This window comes from Hymenobacter crusticola, assembly GCF_002154225.1.
In the GTDB taxonomy this organism is placed as follows: Bacteria; Bacteroidota; Bacteroidia; order Cytophagales; family Hymenobacteraceae; genus Hymenobacter; species Hymenobacter crusticola.
Genome location: NZ_MTSE01000006.1, coordinates 254973 through 273622, shown reverse-complemented (window position 1 = coordinate 273622; position 18650 = coordinate 254973). Strand labels below are relative to the sequence as shown.

Genomic DNA, 18650 nt, shown 5'->3' with positions numbered 1-18650 from the left:
TCAATATATAATTAGCTATCATATTTGAAACATGGACATTAACACACTCATAACCGTTGACCCAGATACCCTAGGTGGTCAACCTGTATTCACGGGTACACGCGTTCCAGTCGAGTCACTTTTCGACCATTTAGAAGCTGGTGTTTCGTTGGATGAATTCTTGGACGATTTCCCCACGGTAACCAAAGAGCAAGCGGTTGCTGTTCTGGAGCTAGCCAACAGGCTTTTAACTTCAAAAAACATAGCTCAGCTGTATGCGGCTGTTGCTTGACGAAAACTTGCCGAAGCGGCTGAAGTTAGACTTCCCCAATCACGAAATCTTTACTGTTCGCGATAAGGGTTGGAATGGCGTCAAGAACGGAGAGCTACTAAAGCGGATGCTTGCCGACAGCTTTGACGCACTACTGACGTTTGATAAAAACCTTCAACATCAGCAGAACTTTGAGAAATACACGTTGACAGTTTTCGTCCTCAACACGAAAATCAACACGTACGCTGTACTGACTAGGCTATCCGATAAGGTCAATTCGATCTTGAACAAAGGAGAAATGGGTGCTGGTCCCATTATCATTAATCAAGACTAAAGCTGCGCTAAACTGCACCTGCCTAGCACGCTACAAGAACCACCAAACGTATAAGTACTCAGTAGAAACGTATAAGCCTGCCGCAACCGGGTGCCGGACCTTTGCCTTGTTCATTCACAACAGAAAAGACAATGGCAAAGACCGTATTGATTACAGGCGCTTCCTCCGGTTTCGGAAAAGAAACAGCTAAGCTATTTCAGCAAAACGGCTGGAATGTAGTGGCAACCATGCGTGCCCCAGAGAAGGAAGACGAGCTGACCAAGCTAGAAAACGTGCTGGTTACTCACCTAGACGTGCAGGATCTGGAGTCCATCCAACAAGCAGTTAAAGCAGGTGTGGAGCGGTTCGGCCACCTCGATGCACTGGTGAACAACGCGGGCTATGGGCTCATGGGCGTTTTTGAATCGGCAAGCCGCGAGCAGATTCAGAAGCAATATGCCGTGAACGTGTTCGGCCTGATGGACGTAACCCAAGCCGTGCTGCCCTATCTGCGGGCTAATGGTGGCGGTACTATCATCAACATCTCTTCCTTCGGCGGCGTGGTGGCCCTGCCGTTTGGCGGCTTCTACAGCAGCACTAAATTCGCCGTGGAAGGCTTCTCTGAGTCGCTGTCGCACGAGCTAGCAAAGCTGAACATTGCGGTGAAGATCGTGGAGCCCGGCGCCGTGCATACCAACTTCCGCAACGGCCTGGAACTCATCAAAAACGACATAGCCGAGTACAATCCCTTGATGACTGCGTTCTTCCAACGCTACGACCAACCAACGCAGCACCTAGCCAAAGCCACGGCCGAAGACGTAGCCACCACCATCTACCAAGCCGCCACCGACGGCAAAGCACAACTACGCTATGTGGTAGGCGAGGACGCGCAGTTCTATATTGACGCGAAAAAGGAAAACAGCCAGGAGGATTTTGTAAAACTAGTCCGCGACTGGTTCATCAATTAAGACCTGCTGATAACAACGCTAATAACGTCCTTCATCTTCCATTGAACGTCACGTCATGCTGAGCTGGTCGAAGCATCTCTCCCGCTTCGTTGCGGACACCAGAACCATGTAGAGACGCAATACCTTGCGTCTCCCCGTTGAACGACCTAGGTGCAAAACAGCAGCAACGACAAGACGCAAAGTGTTGCGTCTCTACACCGGGCAACGAAGCAGTAGAGATGCTTCGCCTAGCTCAGCATGACGTTCTTTTTTATTCAACTAGCAATTACCAAAAACTCTTCGCTATGCAAGCCAAGTACATTGATATCGACTCGATAAGTGATTTGCACAACCTGTATAGCTTGCCAAAACCCAAGCACCCGCTTGTGTCGATTTTCGACTTGACGCAAATAAACCGCAGCAGCATTGAAGCGGAGGGTATTTACCGGCTAGGTTTCTACAGCGTTTATTACAAGAAATTCAAGGGGGCTTTAAAATACGGCAAGTCGTATTATGATTTCAACGAAGGCTCGCTGATGTTTACCGCTCCTGGGCAGGTAATATCACCCGGCCCCAACTTGCAAATAGAAGAAGGTTGGGCCTTGCTCATGCATCCCGACTTGCTAAACAGAACGGAGCTAGGTAGAAAAATAGCTGGCTACACGTTCTTTTACTACGATGCGAATGAAGCATTGCACGTATCCGAAGAAGAGAAATTAATTATTGAGGGCTGCATCGAAAATATCAAAAGAGAATACTCGCAGAATATCGACCAGCACACGCAAAGCCTTATTCAGAATAATATCGAGCTGTTGCTTAATTACTGCGACCGGTTCTACAACCGGCAGTTTCTGACCAGAGCAAACGTAAGCAACGACCTGGTGCAGCGTTTCGAAAAGCTGCTAAAAGCGTATTTTGCCCAGGAAACGCTTGTCGAAGCCGGCTTGCCGGATGTGAAATTCTTTGCTTCCGCCTTGAACCTGTCGCCGCACTACTTGTCGGACTTGCTGAAGCGCTACACCGGTAAGACCACCCAGGAGCACATTCACCTGCACCTGACCGACAAGGCCAAAGCGCTGCTGTGGAGTACCGAAAAGTCCATCAGTGAAATTGCGTATGACCTAGGTTTTGAGCATCCCTCGCATTTCACCAAGATCTTCAAGACCAAAACAGGGAAGTCGCCGACGGAGTACCGGCAGCTGAACTGAAGACGCGAAGTTTTACTTGAGTAAGTATATAAAATCTATTTTAATAATATGGGTAGGTATCTTCAGGACTTAATGTATCGAGTTGATAGCTTCAGTGATCAGCAAAAATACATACAAAAGCAATGCTGCTTAATTGAAGACCTTTTTAATATACTACTTCCAAAAAATTGAAGTCGGTAATAATATCTGGCGTTTTATAATTCAACTAACATCTAATAAAGACTTAGATGAAACGGTTCAAGAAGTTGGTCTATGTCAGGATTGCTACGTCTTTTGTGATTAAAATAAGTTGCTTGAACTAGGTAATCTTGAGCGTAAGCAAGTGCTATTAAGTCTGCTTGTAAAGGGTATAAAGTTATGTTGTCATGCTCGTAACTGTTCATTTGAACCTTTTGAAGCTATAGAGCAAAGAGTTCTTGCAGATGGGATTGTATTCAGTGGCTTTTATAAGGATATAAAGGTTAGTCCAAATAAGAGGCAATCAGCTCAATTAAGAGGGTATCTGTCTGAGGATATCAAACATACTTCTTTAGTCTTATTTGATAAAGATCATTTGACTTCTAGAATATTTTTAATTGGAGAATTTGATTTTAGGTCATTCGATAGATTAAAATGGATAAATAGCGAGATGATAAATATTTATCAGATCAATTGGATACGTTCTTACAAGAGTAAAAAAGTAGCTGAGGACTATTTTGCTGTTGATGTCAAAACAGGAAATATTACCTATGTTCCTGTGACGAGAGAAGCTGTGTTTGATTATGATGTTAAGCTCCTAACAGAATCAAACGAGTACGAAAGAGCCCTGGCTTTTATACAACAGGCAAGAGAACTAGGACACGGAAAAGCAGATAACATACTAAGAAACCTAGAAGCCAATCCTAATCAACGAGACAAAGCTACCTTACTACAAATGCCAAAGAGAAGGTAGGATCTAGGTTCAGGGAACAAGGCAATAAAGCATACCTCTTTGTTGTTATTGTAGAAAGTGACAAAAAAGATAGTAGTTCGGTAATATGCATCGTTATAATGTACCCATAAGAATACCGCTTCTCCTAATCAGCGTAGTGCTTGTATTTACAATCGCTATTTCAAAACTATACTTCGTTCTAGAAAGCGAGTTATATATCGATCGTATGTATTATAACTTGATAAAGAAGTGTGAAACATGTGATGGCGCTAAGCGTTCTGCGCAAAATGATTTTGAAAGAGGCATATATCAAATAGTGCAATGGGGAATGGGCGACTCGAAAACTTCGGACGTAACTGCTGAGGTATTAGAAACAAAGTATAAAATCAAAACAGCTCGTGGCGGTTGTGTAACAAACCGTACAATAGAATGCTATGATACCGAGATGAGGAAGTTATTAGCTAAGAAGTATGATGATAAAATATACTTATCAGCTTATAGAGAAGCAGCGCAGAGGGTCTATCAAGAAGACCTTGCAAGGTATATTTATCAAGAAAAATATAGAAAAAGGCCTCGTCCTCAACCCTAAGTTGATGAAGGACATTTAAGGGCAGCGCTTTTGAGTTCCAAAAGAGACAACACACCTTCACGACAGCAGAAGTACTGTCTACCCTCAAAAAGCACCCAAACCGCCCACCATGTATAAATCGTGAAGGTTTGTGCTAATATCCTAGAATGATTCGGCGGGAAAATTTGCGAACTATGGAGCGCCTAAAAGTGCATTCCACGAACCTCCGGCGCACGCCGGCCAATCGGCTGGTTTTCTGCTCGTAAGAGTGGGACTAGGGGGTGAGGTCGCTGTATGAACTACAAACTCCTGCTTACCCTCTTCGCGGCAATCCTGCTGTCGGCTTTCCGCGTGACGGCGCCCACCGGCGTGGCGCTGCAAAATCTGCGGTGCGAACTGCTTACCAACCCCAAAGGCATCGACGCTACCGCCCCCCGGCTGAGTTGGGAACTGACCGGCTCGGAGCGCGGCCTCGAACAAACGGCGTATCAGGTGCTGGTCGCCTCCACGCCCGAGAAGCTAGCCGCCGATCAGGGCGACTTGTGGGATTCGGGGAAAGTGGCCTCCTCGCAATCAGTGCACGTGGCGTATGCGGGCGTACCGCTCAAAAGTCGTCGGCAGTGCTACTGGAAGGTGAAAACCTGGACGACCAAGGGCGAAAGCGCCTGGAGCCCGGCTAACTCCTGGAGCATGGGCCTGCTAAACTACCTCGACTGGAAAGGCCGCTGGATCGGCTTCGACCACCCGTTTGCGTGGGATAAGGAAGAAAGCCACGCCCGGCTCTCGGCCCGCTACTACCGCAAGGAGTTTACCGCCGCTAAGCCCATCAAGCAAGCCACGGCCTACATCATCGGGCTAGGTCTGTACGAGCTGTACCTGAACGGGCAGAAGGTGGGCGACCAGGTGCTGGCGCCCGGCCCCACCGACTACACCCAGAACGTGAAGTACAACACCTTCGACGTGACCTCGCTGCTCAAGCAAGGCCCCAACGCCCTAGGTGCCGCGCTCGGCAACGGCCGCTTCTACGCCATGCGGCAGAATTACAAGCCCTACAAAATCAAGACGTTTGGCTACCCCAAGATGCTGATGCAGCTGGAAGTAACCTACGCCGACGGCAGCACCGACGTCATCAAGACCGACGACACCTGGAAGGGTACCGCCGACGGCCCCATCCGCACCAACAACGAGTACGACGGCGAAGAGTACGACGCTACCAAGGAAATGCCCGGTTGGAGTACCGCCGGCTTCAACGACAAAAGCTGGCTGAAAGCGGAGCTGGTGCAGGAGCCCGGCGGCGCCTTCGAGGCCCAGATGAACGACAACATGAAGGTGATGGAAACGCGCAAGCCCGCGTCTATCACCCGCCTGAAGCCCAACGTCTACATCCTCGACATGGGCCAGAACATGGTGGGTTGGCTGCGGATGCGCACCACCGGCAAGCGCGGCGACAAAGTGACCCTGCGCTTTGCCGAAACCCTGCAAAAAAGCGGCGAGCTGTACGTAGCCAACCTGCGCGACGCCAAGGTAACCGACGTGTACACCCTGCGCGGCGGTGGCTCCGAAACCTGGGAGCCGACCTTCGTCTTCCACGGCTTCCGCTACGTGGAGGTCACCAGCTTCCCCGGCACGCCCTCGGTGCAGGACTTCGACGGCCGCGTGGTGTACGACGACATCCAGACCACCGGCGAGTTCACGACCTCCGACCCGACGATTAATCAGGTGTATAAGAACGCCTACTGGGGCATTCGGGGCAACTACAAAGGCATGCCCATCGACTGCCCACAGCGCAACGAGCGCCAGCCCTGGCTCGGCGACCGGACCACCGGCGCCTACGGGGAAAGCTTCGTGTTCGACAACGGCCGCCTCTACGCCAAGTGGGTCGACGACATTGCGAATGCCCAGAAAGCCGACGGCAGCATCCCCGACGTGGCGCCCACCTTCTGGCGCTACTACGGCGACAACGTGACCTGGCCCGGCACCTACCTCACCGTCGCCGACATGCTCTACACCCAGTACGGCGACCGGAAACCCATTGAGAAACACTACGATTCGATGAAGAAGTGGCTCACCTACATGGGTGCCAACTACATGACCGCGGACTACATCGTGACCAAAGACAAGTACGGCGACTGGTGCGTGCCGCCCGAATCGGAGAAGCTGATTCACTCCCAGGACCCCGCTCGCAACACCGACGGCGTGCTCATCGCCAGCAGCACTTACTACCAGATGCTCAACCTGATGCAGCGCTTCGCCACCATCGTCGGTAAGCCCCAGGACGCGCAGGAGTACGCCGACCTAGGTGCCAAAATCAAGGCAAGCTTCAACAAGAAATTCCTGAACGCGGAAAGCTGCCAGTACAGCAACAACACCGTGACGGCCAACTTATTACCCCTTGCTTATGGCATGGTGCGGGAGCAAGACCGCGCTAAGGTGTTTCAGAACATTGCCGATAAGATTCTGGTCGAGAACAAAGGCCACATCAGCACCGGCGTCATCGGTACGCAGTGGCTCATGCGCGGCCTGACCACCAATGGTCGCCCCGACATTGCCTACAAGCTCGCCACCAACCGCGACTATCCGAGCTGGGGCTACATGGCCGCCAACGGCGCCACCACCATCTGGGAGCTGTGGAACGGCAACACCGCCGACCCCGCCATGAACTCCCAAAACCACGTGATGCTGCTCGGCGACCTGCTCATCTGGTACTACGAAAACCTAGCCGGCATCAAGTCGGCCCCCGGCGCCCCCGGCTTCAAGCAGCTCGAAATGAAGCCCGCCCTCATCGACGGCCTGACCTCCACGCAAGCCTCCTACCGCTCCGTGCACGGCCTGATCCGCAGCAGCTGGAAGCGCGACGCCAAGCGCTTCACCTGGAATATCTCGGTGCCCGGCAACACGAAAGCGCTACTCTACCTCCCCGCCAAGTCGGAGAAAGACGTGCGCGAAGGCGGCAAGAAAGCCAATTCCGCAGAAGGCGTGAAGTTCGTGCGGATGGAAGGGGATAGGGCTGTGTTTGAAGTAGGCTCGGGTGATTATGCTTTTGAGGTGAAATGAGGACCCCGCCCCCGTCCCCTCCCCTCCGGGAGAGGGGTGCCAGACGACAACCTAGCTTCGTTGAACGCACCCCTCTCCCGGAGGGGAGAGGACGGGGGTGGGGTCAACGAGGCATGACGTTCTAAGTATTTACATAGTAGACGAATGAAAAAAGCCCTTTTCCTCCTGTTGCTTGGCTGCTCCGCTGGCCTTGGCAACGTGCAGGCGCAACTCAAAACTTGGCAGAAAGGCCTTGTAGTTGACGAGTTTATCTTCGAGAAAGCACCGTTCCCAGAGAGCCACGCCGCAACTATCGCCGAGACGCCAAAGGGCCTTGTCGCCGCGTGGTTTGGCGGCACCAAGGAGCGTAACCCCGACGTCGGGATTTGGGTGAGCCGCCAGGAAAACGGCAAATGGACTGCGCCGGTAGAAGTGGCCAACGGCATCGTGAACGAGACGCTGCGTTACCCGACCTGGAACCCCGTGCTCTACCAAGTGCCTAACGGCGACTTGCTGCTGTTCTACAAAATTGGCCCGAAGCCCTCGGAGTGGAAAGGCTGGATACGCACCTCCCAAGACAACGGCCTGACGTGGTCGGCGGCCGAAGCGCTACCGGAAGGCTTTATCGGGCCGGTGAAGAACAAGCCGGTGTTGCTCAGCAATGGTACGTTGCTCAGCCCCACCAGCACCGAGGGCAGCGGCGGCTGGAAAGTGCACTTCGAAGCATCAACCGATAAGGGCAAAACCTGGTCGATGATCGGCCCCGTGGACAATGGCCAGACCCAAGGTGCCATCCAACCTAGCATTCTGACCTACAAAGACGGCCGTTTGCAAGCCCTCTGCCGCAGCCGCGACCGGGCCATCCTCGAAACGTGGTCGACGGACCAAGGCAAAACCTGGTCGCCGCTGGCGAAAACCACGCTGCCCAACAACAACTCCGGCACCGACGCCGTGACCCTAGCCGACGGTCGGCAACTGCTGGTGTACAACCACGTGCTGCCGCCCGGCACCCTGGCCAAAGGCCCCCGCACGCCGCTCAACGTAGCCGTGTCGAAGGACGGCAAGACGTGGTACGCCGCCGCCATTCTGGAAGATTCGCCGATTAGCCAGTATTCGTATCCCTCTGTCATTCAGACCAAAGATGGCTTGGTGCACTTCATCTACACGTGGCGGCGCCAACGCATCAAACACGCCGTGCTCGACCCGAAGAAGATGAAGCTAGTGAAAATCGAGAATGGCGTGTGGCCCACGATCAAAGGCTACAAACCGCCGCAAGGCTCCGCCGAGATTACCAAAGACTAAACGCTGTAGCGCGGACGGGCGCCTCACCCCCTAACCCCCTCTCCGAAAAGGAGAGGGAGGACTAGCTCTAGTTTCTCTAATACTGGACTGGCTTTTTTATTATTAAAGGCTAAGAGCTAATGTATTAGAGCTAATCCTCCCTCTCCCTTTCGGAGAGGAGGCTAGGGGGTGAGGCGCCCACCAGAACGATAACCTACTTTCTATGTCTAAGAAGCTTCTTCTGTTTATTGGTGCTAGCCTGATTCGCCTTAGTGCTTTCGCCCAGAACTCGGACGACCAGTACCAAATGCCGCTCAAGACGGTGCTGGACGAGATTCAGCAGCGCTACAACGTGAAGATCAAGTACTCGCCCGACATGGTGAAGGACAAGTCCTTGACCTACGCCGAGTGGCGCTACCGCCCCGATGTGGACGAGACGCTACGCAACGTATTGTCGCCATTTGACCTTCAGGTGACGCCATCGGGCGACAAGTCGTACAAGCTGAAGACCTTTCAGTATCACCTCAAAACCCCCGAGGAAGGCAGGGAGCAGCTAGCCTACCTCTCCACGCTGTACCACGACCAAGACACCTGGGAAAAGCGCAAAACCGAGCTGCGCAGCTGCATGTGGCAGGCGCTCCGGCTCTCGCCGCTGCCTGCCAAGCCGAGCAGCAAGCCCATCATCACCAACAAGCGGCAGTACGACGGCTACACCGTTGAGAACCTAGCTATTGAAACGCTGCCCGGCCTCTACGTGACGGGTTCATTGTATAAACCACTGAAACCGAAAGGTAAAGTCCCAGTCATCATCAGCCCCGATGGCCACTTTGGCGACGGCCGCTACCGGGCGGATGCGCAGTACCGGTGCGCGACCCTAGCCCGCATGGGCGCCATGGTGTACAGCTACGACCTGTTTGCTTGGGGCGAATCGTTGCTCCAGTTTAAAGGCGAAGACCACCACCGTAGCCTCGCCATGACGGTGCAGGCGCTAAACGGCATTCGTAGCTTGGACTACCTGCTGTCGTTGAAAGACGCTGATAAGAACCGTGTGGCCATCACCGGCGGCTCGGGCGGTGGTAGCCAAACCATGCTGCTCACCGCCCTCGATGACCGCATCAAAGTGAGTGTGCCTGTGGTAATGCTCTCGACCTACCATAGCGGCGGCTGCCCCTGTGAAAGCGGCATGCCCGTGCACCTCTGCGGTGGCGGCACCAACAACGCCGAAATAGCCGCTATGGCTGCCCCCAGGCCCCTACTTGCCATAACCGACGGCGGCGACTGGACCGCCCAAACTCCCGAAACGGCCTATCCTTTCGTGCAAAAAATCTACGGCTTCTACGGCAAAGTTGACCTAGCCAAGAACGTGCACCTGCCGAAGGAAGGCCACGACTACGGCCCCTCGAAACGCCAAGCCATGTACGAGTTCATGGCCAAAAACCTAGGCCTGAACTTAGCCGCTGCTGAGGATAACTCGGGCAAGCTCGATGAGGCGAAAGTGACAGTTGAAAAGGAAGAAGCCCAACGAGTCTTCGGCAAGAACGGCGAACTGCTGCCGGCTAACGCCATCAAAGGCTTTGATGCCTTGCAGGCGGTGTTCAATAAGTCGGTGGCCCATCAGTAAAGCTTTCTGCTTATAAAAGAACGTCATGCTGAGCCTGCCGAAGCATCTCTACTGCTTCGTTGAGGTAGCCAGAACGATGTAGAGAAGCAACATTTTGCGTCTCCGCGTTGAACGACCTAGCGAGAACAACCTAGGTAAACAACAGCAGCAACGACGAGACGCAAAGTATTGCGTCTCTACAATCGGTAGGCGAAGCGGGAAAGATGCTTCGGCAGGCTCAGCATGACAGGCCAATGAATCCTAGTAGGATACTCAAGATTTCATGACAAGTAGATTCAACGGAAAAAGCTTACTCTTCGCTCTTGGCCTACTCGCGGCGGCACCCGTCACGGCGGCCGATATCTGGGTGTCGCCCACTGGCTCTGACCAAAACCCCGGCACGAAGGAGAAGCCCCTAGCTTCTGTGGCGGCGGCTGTGCGCCAGGGCCGTGAGCTGCGCCGCTTAGCTGATCAGTCGGTGCAGAGTGGCGTGCATATTCTGCTGCGTGGGGGAGAGTATCGGCTGTACGAGCCGTTGTTTTTTCGGCCCGAAGACTCCGGCACCTCTAGCAGCCCGACGGTAGTAGAGGCCGCACCCGGCGAAAAGCCGGTGCTGAGCGGAGGCGTGAGCGTGAAAGGCTGGCGGAAACCAACTGCCAAGCTGCCCGGCTTGCCGGTTGCGGCGCAAGGCAACGTGTGGGTAGCCGATGCACCTAGGGTCAATGGCCGGGTGCTAGAATTTCGGCAGCTCTGGGTAAACGACCGCAAAGCCACGCGGGCACGAGAAGTCGATAACAATGACTTGCCGCGCCTTCTATCTTGGGATAAAACCAAACAAGAAGGCTGGATTCCAACCTCGTCGCTTGCTGGGCTGAAAAGCGCTGGGCAGGCCGAAATGGTGCTGCACCAAATGTGGGCCGTGGCTTTCCTTCGTCTGAAAACGCTGGAAGTACAAGGCGCTAAAACGAAGATAACCTTCCAGGACCCTGAGAGCCAGATTGAGTTCGAGCACCCGTGGCCGTCGGCGGTGATTGATGGCAAGAACGGCAGCTCAGCCTTTTACCTGACCAACGCTATTGAGTTTCTGGATCGGCCGGGCGAGTGGTTTTATGACGCAGTGCGGAGGCAGATTATCTACTGGCCTAGGTCGGGAGAGACGATGACGACGGCTAAGGCCGTGGTGCCGGCGCTGGAAACCCTGGTGCAGGTGAGCGGCAACCTCGATCATCCGGTGAGCAACGTGTTTTTCAAGGGCTTGACGTTTGCGCATACCGCATGGCTGCGGCCGGCGCAGGCGGGGCACGTGCCGTTGCAAGCGGGCATGTTCATGCTCGACGCGTACAAGCTGAAAGTGCCCGGCACGCCGGATAAGAAAGGCTTGGAAAACCAAGCCTGGATTGGCCGTCCCGCGGCGGCCGTCACGCTCAGTGGCGCCCATCACACCGGCTTTGAGCGCTGCCGCTTCGAGCACCTAGCTTCCGCCGGGCTCGATTACGTGAGCGGCACCCATGATGATGCCATCGTCGGGTGCGTGTTCCGCGACATCGGCGGCAACGGCATTCAGATGGCGACCTTCTCCGACGCGGGCACCGAAACCCACTTGCCCTACAACCCCAGCGACGAGCGCGAAATATGCTCCAATGAGTTGATCGAGAATAACTTGATAGTCGGCTGCGGCAATGAAGACTGGGGCTGCGTGGGCATCGGCGTGGGGTATGGCCGGGGCATTACCATTCGCCACAACGAGATTGCGCAGGTGCCTTACACCGGCATCAGCCTAGGGTGGGGGTGGACCAAAACCGCCAACGCTATGCGCGATAACAAGGTGCAGTACAACTACATCCACCACTACGCTAACTACATGTACGACGTGGCAGGCATCTACACGCTGTCGGCTCAGCCGAACACGCTCATCAGCGAAAACTGCGTGGACAGCATCGGCTTCTCGCCCTACGTGCACGACCCCAACCACTGGTTCTACCTCTACCTCGACGAAGGCTCCTCCAACATCACCGTGCGCGACAACTGGTGCCCGGCCGAGAAGTTCTTGGCCAATGCCAACGGCCCCGGCAACGTGTGGCAAAACAACGGTCCCATGGTGGCCGACCGCATCAAGCAAGCGGCGGGACTTGAGCCGGCATACCGGGAGTTGAAGAAAGAAGCCATGAAAAGTCAAGTCGTAAAATAGAAAAGAACGTCATGCTGAGCTTGTCGAAGCATCTCGCCTGCGGTCATTGTCAAAGTAATCTGATTACCATTGCAGGCGAGATGCTTCGACAAGCTCAGCATGACGGTAGTCTAAGCAGAAGAAACCTGACTTATTAGAACAAGCAGATGATAATCAAGAAAATGCGTTGTTGGTTGCTCTTGACTTTAGGTTGCCTGCTCCTGCCGATGGCGGGCGCCATGGCCCAAAACCAAGCCACCTGGGTCTGGTATCCGGGCGACTTCGAAATTTGGCTAGGCAACCAAATGCAGAACCGCCGTACCGAGCGCGGGTCGTTCTTCCCGCCGTTCTGGCGCATGGATAGCCACTACGTGCTCATCGACTTCCACAAGGATTTTGACCTAGCCAAAGCCGAAGAAGTGGAGCTGCGGGCCGAAGGGCAGTACAACGTGAAGGTCGACGGCAAGCTGATTTCGGGGTCGCCGCAGCGCTTCACGGTGCCCACCGGCAAGCACCGCATCAACATCAAGGTGTACAACCAGGAGCGGGTGCCGGCCATCTACGTGCGCGGCGCCACCATTGCCTCCGACAATACGTGGCTGGTGACCTACGAGGACAAGGAGTGGATCGACGCCTCCGGCAAAGCCTCGGACCAGTCGGGCACGACGTGGTTGCAGGCCGGCAGCTGGAACTTCGACGACCCTCGGGGGGCGCCTTCGCGGTTTCGGCTGATTACGGAGCCGCAACGGGCCGCCAATGTGGCGGCGCAACCTAGGTCGATGGTCGTGGATTTTGGGCGCGAAACGTTCGGCTACGTGAAGCTGCACGGCCTGCAAGGCAAAGGCAACCTGACGCTGTACTATGGCGAGTCGCGGGAGGAAGCGCTGGCCACCGAAACCTGCGAAACCCTCGACCGCATCGTTGTAGATCAGCCCCAGAAAGCCGAGCGCACCACCGACATGTCGAAGGCGTTTCGCTACGTCAATATCCAGTATGACCAAGGCGTCAGCCTCGATTCGGTGTCGATGTTGTACGAGTTTGCGCCGGTGCTGGAGCGCGGTAAGTTCCGGTGCTCCGATCAACAGCTCAATAAGATATGGGACGTGGCGTCGTACACCATGCACCTGAACACGCGGGAGTTCTTCATCGACGGCATCAAGCGCGACCGGTGGATTTGGTCGGGCGACGCTTACCAGAGCTACCTGATGAACTACTACCTGTACTTCGACACGCCCACGGTGAGCCGCACCCTCTTTGCCCTACGCGGCAAAGACCCCATCACGAGCCACATCAACACCATCATGGACTACACTTTCTACTGGTTCATGGGGATTTACGACGCCTACCAGTACACCGGCGACAAGGCCCTGGTGCAGCAAATGTACCCGCGCATGCAAAGCCTGATGGACTACTGCCTCGCCCGCCGCAACAAAGATGGCATGATGGAAGGCCTCGCCGGCGACTGGGTGTTCATCGACTGGGCCGACGGTCTGAGTAAGAAAGGCGAGGTGAGCTTTGAGCAGCTGCTGTTCTGCCGCAGCCTCGAAACCATGGCCGTGTGCGCCAACCTCGTGAACGACAAAGCGGGCGCCGCCAATTACCAAAAGCTAGCTGCTGATCTGAAAGCCAAGATCTTCGCCACCTATTGGGACGAAAACAAGCACGCCCTGGTGCACAGCCGCGTAGATGGCAAGCCCACCACCAACGTGACGCGCTACGCCAACATGTTCTCCATCTTCTTCGGCTACCTCAACGAGGCCCAGCGCCAAGACGTGAAGAAATATGTGCTCCTGAATCCCGAAGTGCCCAAAATCACGACGCCCTACATGCGTTTCTACGAGCTGGAAGCCCTCTGCGCCATGGGCGAGCAGTCGTACGTGCTGAAGGAAATGAAGTCGTACTGGGGCGGCATGATTGACCTAGGTGCCACCTCATTCTGGGAAGAATACGACCCCGCCAAGAAAGGCGCTGAGCACTACGCCATGTACGGCCGGCCCTTCGGCAAGAGCCTCTGCCACGCCTGGGGCGCCAGCCCGATTTACCTGCTCGGCAAGTATTACCTCGGTGTCAAGCCACTCACGGCTGGCTACGATACCTACTTGGTCGAGCCCAACTTAGGCGGTTTGCAGTTCATGGAAGGCACCGTGCCCACGCCCCAAGGCGACATCACAGTATCGTGTAACCTAAAGCAAATCAAGGTGAAAGGCGCTGCTGGTACGGGAACCTTGCGCTTCCAGAGTAAGGTAAAACCCACAAGCAAAGGCGGCAAAATCAAGGCTTTGCCGAATGGTCAGTACGAAATGCAGATCGCGCCGGGAAGCGAATACGTGGTAACGTATCAAGCGCTGCAAAGCCCCGCGGTGAAATGAGCGTCAGCATAGTTAAGAGAGCAGGCGCACGCTTAGGGCTAGGTTTGCTGCTGCTAGGCTTCCGCGTAGCGCCCGCCGTGGCGCAGCCGACCGGGCCCGCCGCCGTGGTGGAAATCATCGGCACGGGCACCACGCCGCTACCCACCGATAAGCTGCTGCAACTGTGCCGGAAGTACCAAGTGCCGACCGTGGATGTGCGGCGCTGGCAAAACCACCTAGTCGCGTACGGTCCGGCGGAGAAAATCCGACAAGTGCACAAGCAGCTAGGTACAACCTACGGCAAGGCAACGGTGAAGCTGTACAGTGCGCCTTTCTACAAGTTTGACCGGCAGCGTTGCACGGATAAGGCCGTCAGCAAGCAGTGGGACAACGTGCTGCTCACCGCCAACTTGGTGCGCGACCCAGCCAAGCAGCAGGAGTACCTAGCCTACCACGCCACGCAGTTTCAGAAGTGGCCAGAAGTCGGACAAGGCTTCTGCAATGCTAGCTTCCAACAATTGCTGGTGTTTCGCAATGGCCGTCAGTTGATGCTAGTCATCAGTATTCCGCACGGAGCGAGCCTTGATGAGCTGAACCCCAAAACCACGCGCAACAACCCCCGCGTCGATGACTGGAACGCTCTCATGAAGCAGTACCAAGAAGGCCTGCCTGGTACCATGCCCGGCGAAGTCTGGGTGTTTCTGCAACCGATAGCCATGAAAAAGCAACCGGCACTTCAAGACTAAACAGAACGTCATGCTGAGCTTGTCGAAGCATCTCTACTGCTTCGTTGCGGACGCTAGCACAACTGTAGAGACGCGACACTTCGCGTCTCCCCGTTGAACGGCCTATCTGGAGCGACCTAGGTAAACAACATCAGCAACGAGGAGACGCAAAGTATTGCGTCTCTACAATCGGCAGGCAAAGCACACGAGATGCTTCTGTCCGCACAGCAAGGCGCGAACTAATTAACCATCAATCGAATAAATGTTAACGCTAGGAATCCTAGGTCTGGGCGAGGGCCGCAGCACCATGTCGGCGGCGCTCAACAGCCCCAAGCTCACGCTCAAAACCATCTGCGACCGGAACCAGGAGCTATGCCAGCACCGCGTCGCAGAGTTTCAGTTTACGGGCCACGTCACGGCGAATTACCAGGACATGCTCGATGATCCAGAAATCGACATCATCGCCATCTACACGCCCGACCACTTGCACGCTGAGCACGTGTCGCAGGCGTTGCGGGCTGGCAAGCACGTGGTCTGCACCAAGCCGTTTATTGATGATCTGTCGAAGGCCAACGAACTGCTAGCCCTAGCCGAGCAAACGGGCAAGAAGGTATTTATCGGCCAAAGCTCCCGCTTTTTCGAGCCCATGAAGCGCCAGCGCGCCGACTACGAAGCGGGCTTAGTTGGAGAGCTGATCAGCATCGAAAGCTACTATCACGCCGACCACCGCTGGTTTTTGGCCAAGGGCTGGTCGTTGGAAAACGCCTTCAAGTGGCTCTACGGCGGCCTTAGCCACCCCGTAGATTTCATCCGGTGGTACTTGCCCAACATCGAAGAGGTGATGGGCTACGGCATGCTCAGCTCCAACGGCGCGAAAGGCGGCCTGAAGAACCCCGACACCATGCACTTCATCTTCAAAGCCACCGACGGCCGGGTGGCGCGGGTGAGCGGCTGCTACACCGGCCCCGTGCAGCCCGTCACGCGCGACTCCGAAATGAGCTGCATCCTGCGCGGCACCGAGGGCGCCAGCCAGGGCGACTACATGGACCTACGCTACGCCATCACCGACAACACCGGCGAGGAACGCATCGTGACTTGGGAGCACAAGCTCAAGCACTACTTCCGTTTCGAGGGCAAAAGCCACCACGCCGGCGAGTACCAGAACTACCTAGAGTACTTCGTCGATTCCATCGAGCAGAACTTTACCGCCTACCCCGACATCCGCGAAGGCATCGGCACCGTGGCTCTGCTACAAGCCATGGACCGCTCACTCACGACTGGCCAGCCAGTGAAAGTGCGCGACATCCTAGCCGAGCACGCCATTGAAGGCCTAGGCTATTAGCCAGACCTAGCTCGTCATGCTGAGCTTATCGAACCGAAGCAAGGCGTCAGCCAAGCAGCGCTACCGCTTTGCTAGGCCGTCATTTCGACCAATGGGAGAAATCTCGCGTGCCAAAGTAATCTCCAATGGTTAGAGTTAGCACTGCCTGCGAGATTTCTCCCGCTGGTCGAAATGACGTTCTACGGTGATGTTCTGCCGAAGCGGTAGAGATGCTTAGCTGACGCCTTCCTTCGGTTCGGCAAGCTCAGCATGACCGTTCTTTTTTCCTCGTCCTCTCTACACTCCCACCCTAACTTAATCACCCCGCCTTATGGGAAATAACTTACTCGGTCGTCTGACGATTTGGGACTACGCTATTGTAGCGGCGTACCTTGTTATCCTGTTCGCTATCGGCTACCGGGCTAGCTTTTCGAAGAAGGAGAAAACCGAGGAATCGTTGTTTCTGGCGAATAAGTCGTTGGGGTGGGCGAGCATTGGGTTCAATATGTGGGGGACCAACGTGGGGCCGTCGATGCTGCTGGCGTTTGCTAGCATTGGCTACAGCACCGGCATTGTGGCGGTGAATTTTGAGTGGTACGCTTTCGTGTTTTTGTTTCTGCTAGCGACGGTGTTTGCGCCACGCTACCTAGCGGCCAACGTTAGCACTATGCCTGGTTTCATGGGCCGGCAATTCGGCGATTCTACCCAGAACATCCTCGCTTGGTACGCCCTTATTAAGATTCTGATTTCGTGGCTGTCGCTGGGGTTGTTCTCGGGCGGGGTGCTGGTGCGGCAGATCCTAGGTATCCCGATGTGGCAGTCGGTGATTGTGCTGGTCTTGTTTGCGGGCTTCTTCACGTTTGCCGGCGGGCTGAAAGCCATTGCCAAAGTCAACGTCTTTCAGATGCTGCTGCTCATCGGCGTTTCGCTTACGCTCACCGTCATTGGCGTGATGAAGGTGGGCGGTCTGAGCCAACTGTGGCACAGCGTGCCGGGTAATTATTGGAACCTCGTGCACCCGGCTTCTGACCCGAAGTATCCGTGGTACGCCATCTTGCTAGGGTATCCGGTGTCAGCCGTAGCGTTTTTCTGCACTGACCAAGCCATGGTGCAGTCGGTGCTAGGGGCGAAGAGTCTGGAACAAGGGCAGTTAGGCGTGAACTTCATTGGCTGGCTCAAGATTCTCTCACTGCCGCTGTTTATCCTGACCGGCATCCTGTGCTATGTCCTGTTTCCGAACCTAACCAGCCCGGACCAAGCCTACATGACGATGGTCACGAGCCTATTCCCGGCCGGTATGAAGGGTTTGGTAATCGTGGTGCTGATTGCCGTGCTGGTGGGCACGATTAGCTCCTCGCTGAACGCGCTGAGCACCGTCTTCGCCATGGACGTGTACGCCCGCAACATCAACCCCAATGCCACGGAAAAAGACGTGGTGCGCGTGGGCCGTATGACGGTGCTGGTGGGCTGTGCCTTCGCCGTGCTCGTCGCCCTAGCTATTGACTCGGTGAAAGGCTTGAATTTGTTCGATGTATTTCAGGCGGTGCTTGGCTTCATTGCGCCGCCGTTGGCCGTGGTGTTCCTCCTGACCGTATTCTGGCGACGCACCACACAACTAGCAGTAAACGCCATTCTATCCTGGGGTTCGGCGTTTAGCCTAGGGGTAGGGGTGGTGTACCTGTGGGTGCTGCCGCCGTCGCCCACCCAAAATACCTTCTGGCCGCATTACTTGACACTGTCGTTCTGCATCTTCGCCGTGTTGTTTGTCGCCGCCGTGCTGTTGTCGTTGCTGGACAAAGCCGGCCAGGAGCGCCGCGTCGCCGTGGATTATGGCGTGCTGGCAAAGCCCACTGCGCGCGTGAAAGTATTATGGGGCACGCTAGCCGCGGTAATGGTGGTGTTGTATTTGATTTTCAATGGACACTGAGGTGTTTTTAATGTGGTATAATTCGTGTCAGCGTTGTTGAGCTTCTTGGTTT

At 55.1% G+C, this 18650-nt stretch carries 14 protein-coding genes; all 14 read left to right on the top strand.

Annotation, left to right across the window (positions count from 1 at the left end; translation table 11 throughout):
• Nucleotides 1-31: 31 nt before the first annotated feature.
• Entirely contained in the window at nt 32-271 is a 240-nt protein-coding gene (locus BXP70_RS13970) for a DUF433 domain-containing protein (RefSeq protein ID WP_086594714.1), read from the top strand.
• Nucleotides 255-584, top strand: coding sequence for a DUF5615 family PIN-like protein (locus tag BXP70_RS13965; protein WP_086594713.1), 330 nt, complete (start codon nt 255-257; stop codon nt 582-584). Before BXP70_RS13970 ends, BXP70_RS13965 begins: the two co-directional genes overlap by 17 nt.
• 131 nt (nt 585-715) lie before the next feature.
• Nucleotides 716-1531 carry an SDR family oxidoreductase gene (locus BXP70_RS13960; protein WP_086594712.1) on the top strand — a complete coding sequence of 272 codons (816 nt, stop codon included), beginning with the start codon at nt 716-718 and terminating at the stop codon, nt 1529-1531.
• A gap of 284 nt (nt 1532-1815) precedes the next feature.
• Nucleotides 1816-2718, top strand: a complete 903-nt coding sequence (locus tag BXP70_RS13955; protein ID WP_086594756.1) for a helix-turn-helix domain-containing protein — start codon at nt 1816-1818, stop codon at nt 2716-2718.
• Nucleotides 2719-3007: 289 nt separating this feature from the next.
• Nucleotides 3008-3649: a hypothetical protein gene (locus BXP70_RS13950; RefSeq protein WP_086594711.1), complete on the top strand. Its 642-nt coding sequence runs from the start codon at nt 3008-3010 to the stop codon at nt 3647-3649.
• Nucleotides 3650-3785: 136 nt separating this feature from the next.
• On the top strand, nt 3786-4217 hold the full coding sequence (locus BXP70_RS29485) for a hypothetical protein (RefSeq protein WP_218779790.1): 432 nt from the start codon (nt 3786-3788) through the stop codon (nt 4215-4217).
• 273 nt (nt 4218-4490) lie between these two features.
• Nucleotides 4491-7250, top strand: coding sequence for an alpha-L-rhamnosidase (locus tag BXP70_RS13945; RefSeq protein ID WP_086594710.1), 2760 nt, complete (start codon nt 4491-4493; stop codon nt 7248-7250).
• A gap of 144 nt (nt 7251-7394) precedes the next feature.
• Complete coding sequence (locus BXP70_RS13940; RefSeq protein WP_086594709.1) at nt 7395-8531, top strand: sialidase family protein; 1137 nt, start codon at nt 7395-7397, stop codon at nt 8529-8531.
• Nucleotides 8532-8733: 202 nt separating this feature from the next.
• The gene (locus tag BXP70_RS13935) at nt 8734-10131 is read left to right on the top strand and encodes a DUF4974 domain-containing protein (RefSeq protein WP_086594708.1); all 1398 of its coding nucleotides are present in this window, start codon (nt 8734-8736) and stop codon (nt 10129-10131) included.
• A 262-nt stretch (nt 10132-10393) separates the two neighbouring features.
• A complete protein-coding gene (locus tag BXP70_RS13930) occupies nt 10394-12298 on the top strand; it encodes a right-handed parallel beta-helix repeat-containing protein (protein WP_086594707.1) in 1905 nt (634 codons plus the stop codon).
• A gap of 179 nt (nt 12299-12477) precedes the next feature.
• Nucleotides 12478-14646, top strand: a complete 2169-nt coding sequence (locus BXP70_RS13925; RefSeq protein WP_245849631.1) for an alpha-L-rhamnosidase-related protein — start codon at nt 12478-12480, stop codon at nt 14644-14646.
• Nucleotides 14643-15371, top strand: coding sequence for an L-rhamnose mutarotase (locus tag BXP70_RS13920; RefSeq protein WP_086594705.1), 729 nt, complete (start codon nt 14643-14645; stop codon nt 15369-15371). The genes BXP70_RS13925 and BXP70_RS13920 overlap by 4 nt, the downstream gene beginning before the upstream one ends.
• 241 nt (nt 15372-15612) lie before the next feature.
• The gene (locus tag BXP70_RS13915; RefSeq protein WP_086594704.1) at nt 15613-16692 is read left to right on the top strand and encodes a Gfo/Idh/MocA family protein; all 1080 of its coding nucleotides are present in this window, start codon (nt 15613-15615) and stop codon (nt 16690-16692) included.
• A gap of 310 nt (nt 16693-17002) precedes the next feature.
• Nucleotides 17003-18598 carry a sodium:solute symporter family transporter gene (locus tag BXP70_RS13910; RefSeq protein WP_086594703.1) on the top strand — a complete coding sequence of 532 codons (1596 nt, stop codon included), beginning with the start codon at nt 17003-17005 and terminating at the stop codon, nt 18596-18598.
• The last annotated feature ends 52 nt before the right edge of the window (nt 18599-18650 follow it).

What these genes read in the sequence shown, in the direction of transcription:
- BXP70_RS13970 (WP_086594714.1), top strand. Translation starts at nt 32, where the DNA reads ATGGACATTAACACACTCATAACCGTTGACCCAGATACCCTAGGTGGT.
- BXP70_RS13965 (WP_086594713.1), top strand. Translation starts at nt 255, where the DNA reads ATGCGGCTGTTGCTTGACGAAAACTTGCCGAAGCGGCTGAAGTTAGAC.
- BXP70_RS13960 (WP_086594712.1), top strand. Translation starts at nt 716, where the DNA reads ATGGCAAAGACCGTATTGATTACAGGCGCTTCCTCCGGTTTCGGAAAA.
- BXP70_RS13955 (WP_086594756.1), top strand. Translation starts at nt 1,816, where the DNA reads ATGCAAGCCAAGTACATTGATATCGACTCGATAAGTGATTTGCACAAC.
- BXP70_RS13945 (WP_086594710.1), top strand. Translation starts at nt 4,491, where the DNA reads ATGAACTACAAACTCCTGCTTACCCTCTTCGCGGCAATCCTGCTGTCG.
- BXP70_RS13940 (WP_086594709.1), top strand. Translation starts at nt 7,395, where the DNA reads ATGAAAAAAGCCCTTTTCCTCCTGTTGCTTGGCTGCTCCGCTGGCCTT.
- BXP70_RS13935 (WP_086594708.1), top strand. Translation starts at nt 8,734, where the DNA reads ATGTCTAAGAAGCTTCTTCTGTTTATTGGTGCTAGCCTGATTCGCCTT.
- BXP70_RS13930 (WP_086594707.1), top strand. Translation starts at nt 10,394, where the DNA reads ATGACAAGTAGATTCAACGGAAAAAGCTTACTCTTCGCTCTTGGCCTA.
- BXP70_RS13920 (WP_086594705.1), top strand. Translation starts at nt 14,643, where the DNA reads ATGAGCGTCAGCATAGTTAAGAGAGCAGGCGCACGCTTAGGGCTAGGT.
- BXP70_RS13915 (WP_086594704.1), top strand. Translation starts at nt 15,613, where the DNA reads ATGTTAACGCTAGGAATCCTAGGTCTGGGCGAGGGCCGCAGCACCATG.
- BXP70_RS13910 (WP_086594703.1), top strand. Translation starts at nt 17,003, where the DNA reads ATGGGAAATAACTTACTCGGTCGTCTGACGATTTGGGACTACGCTATT.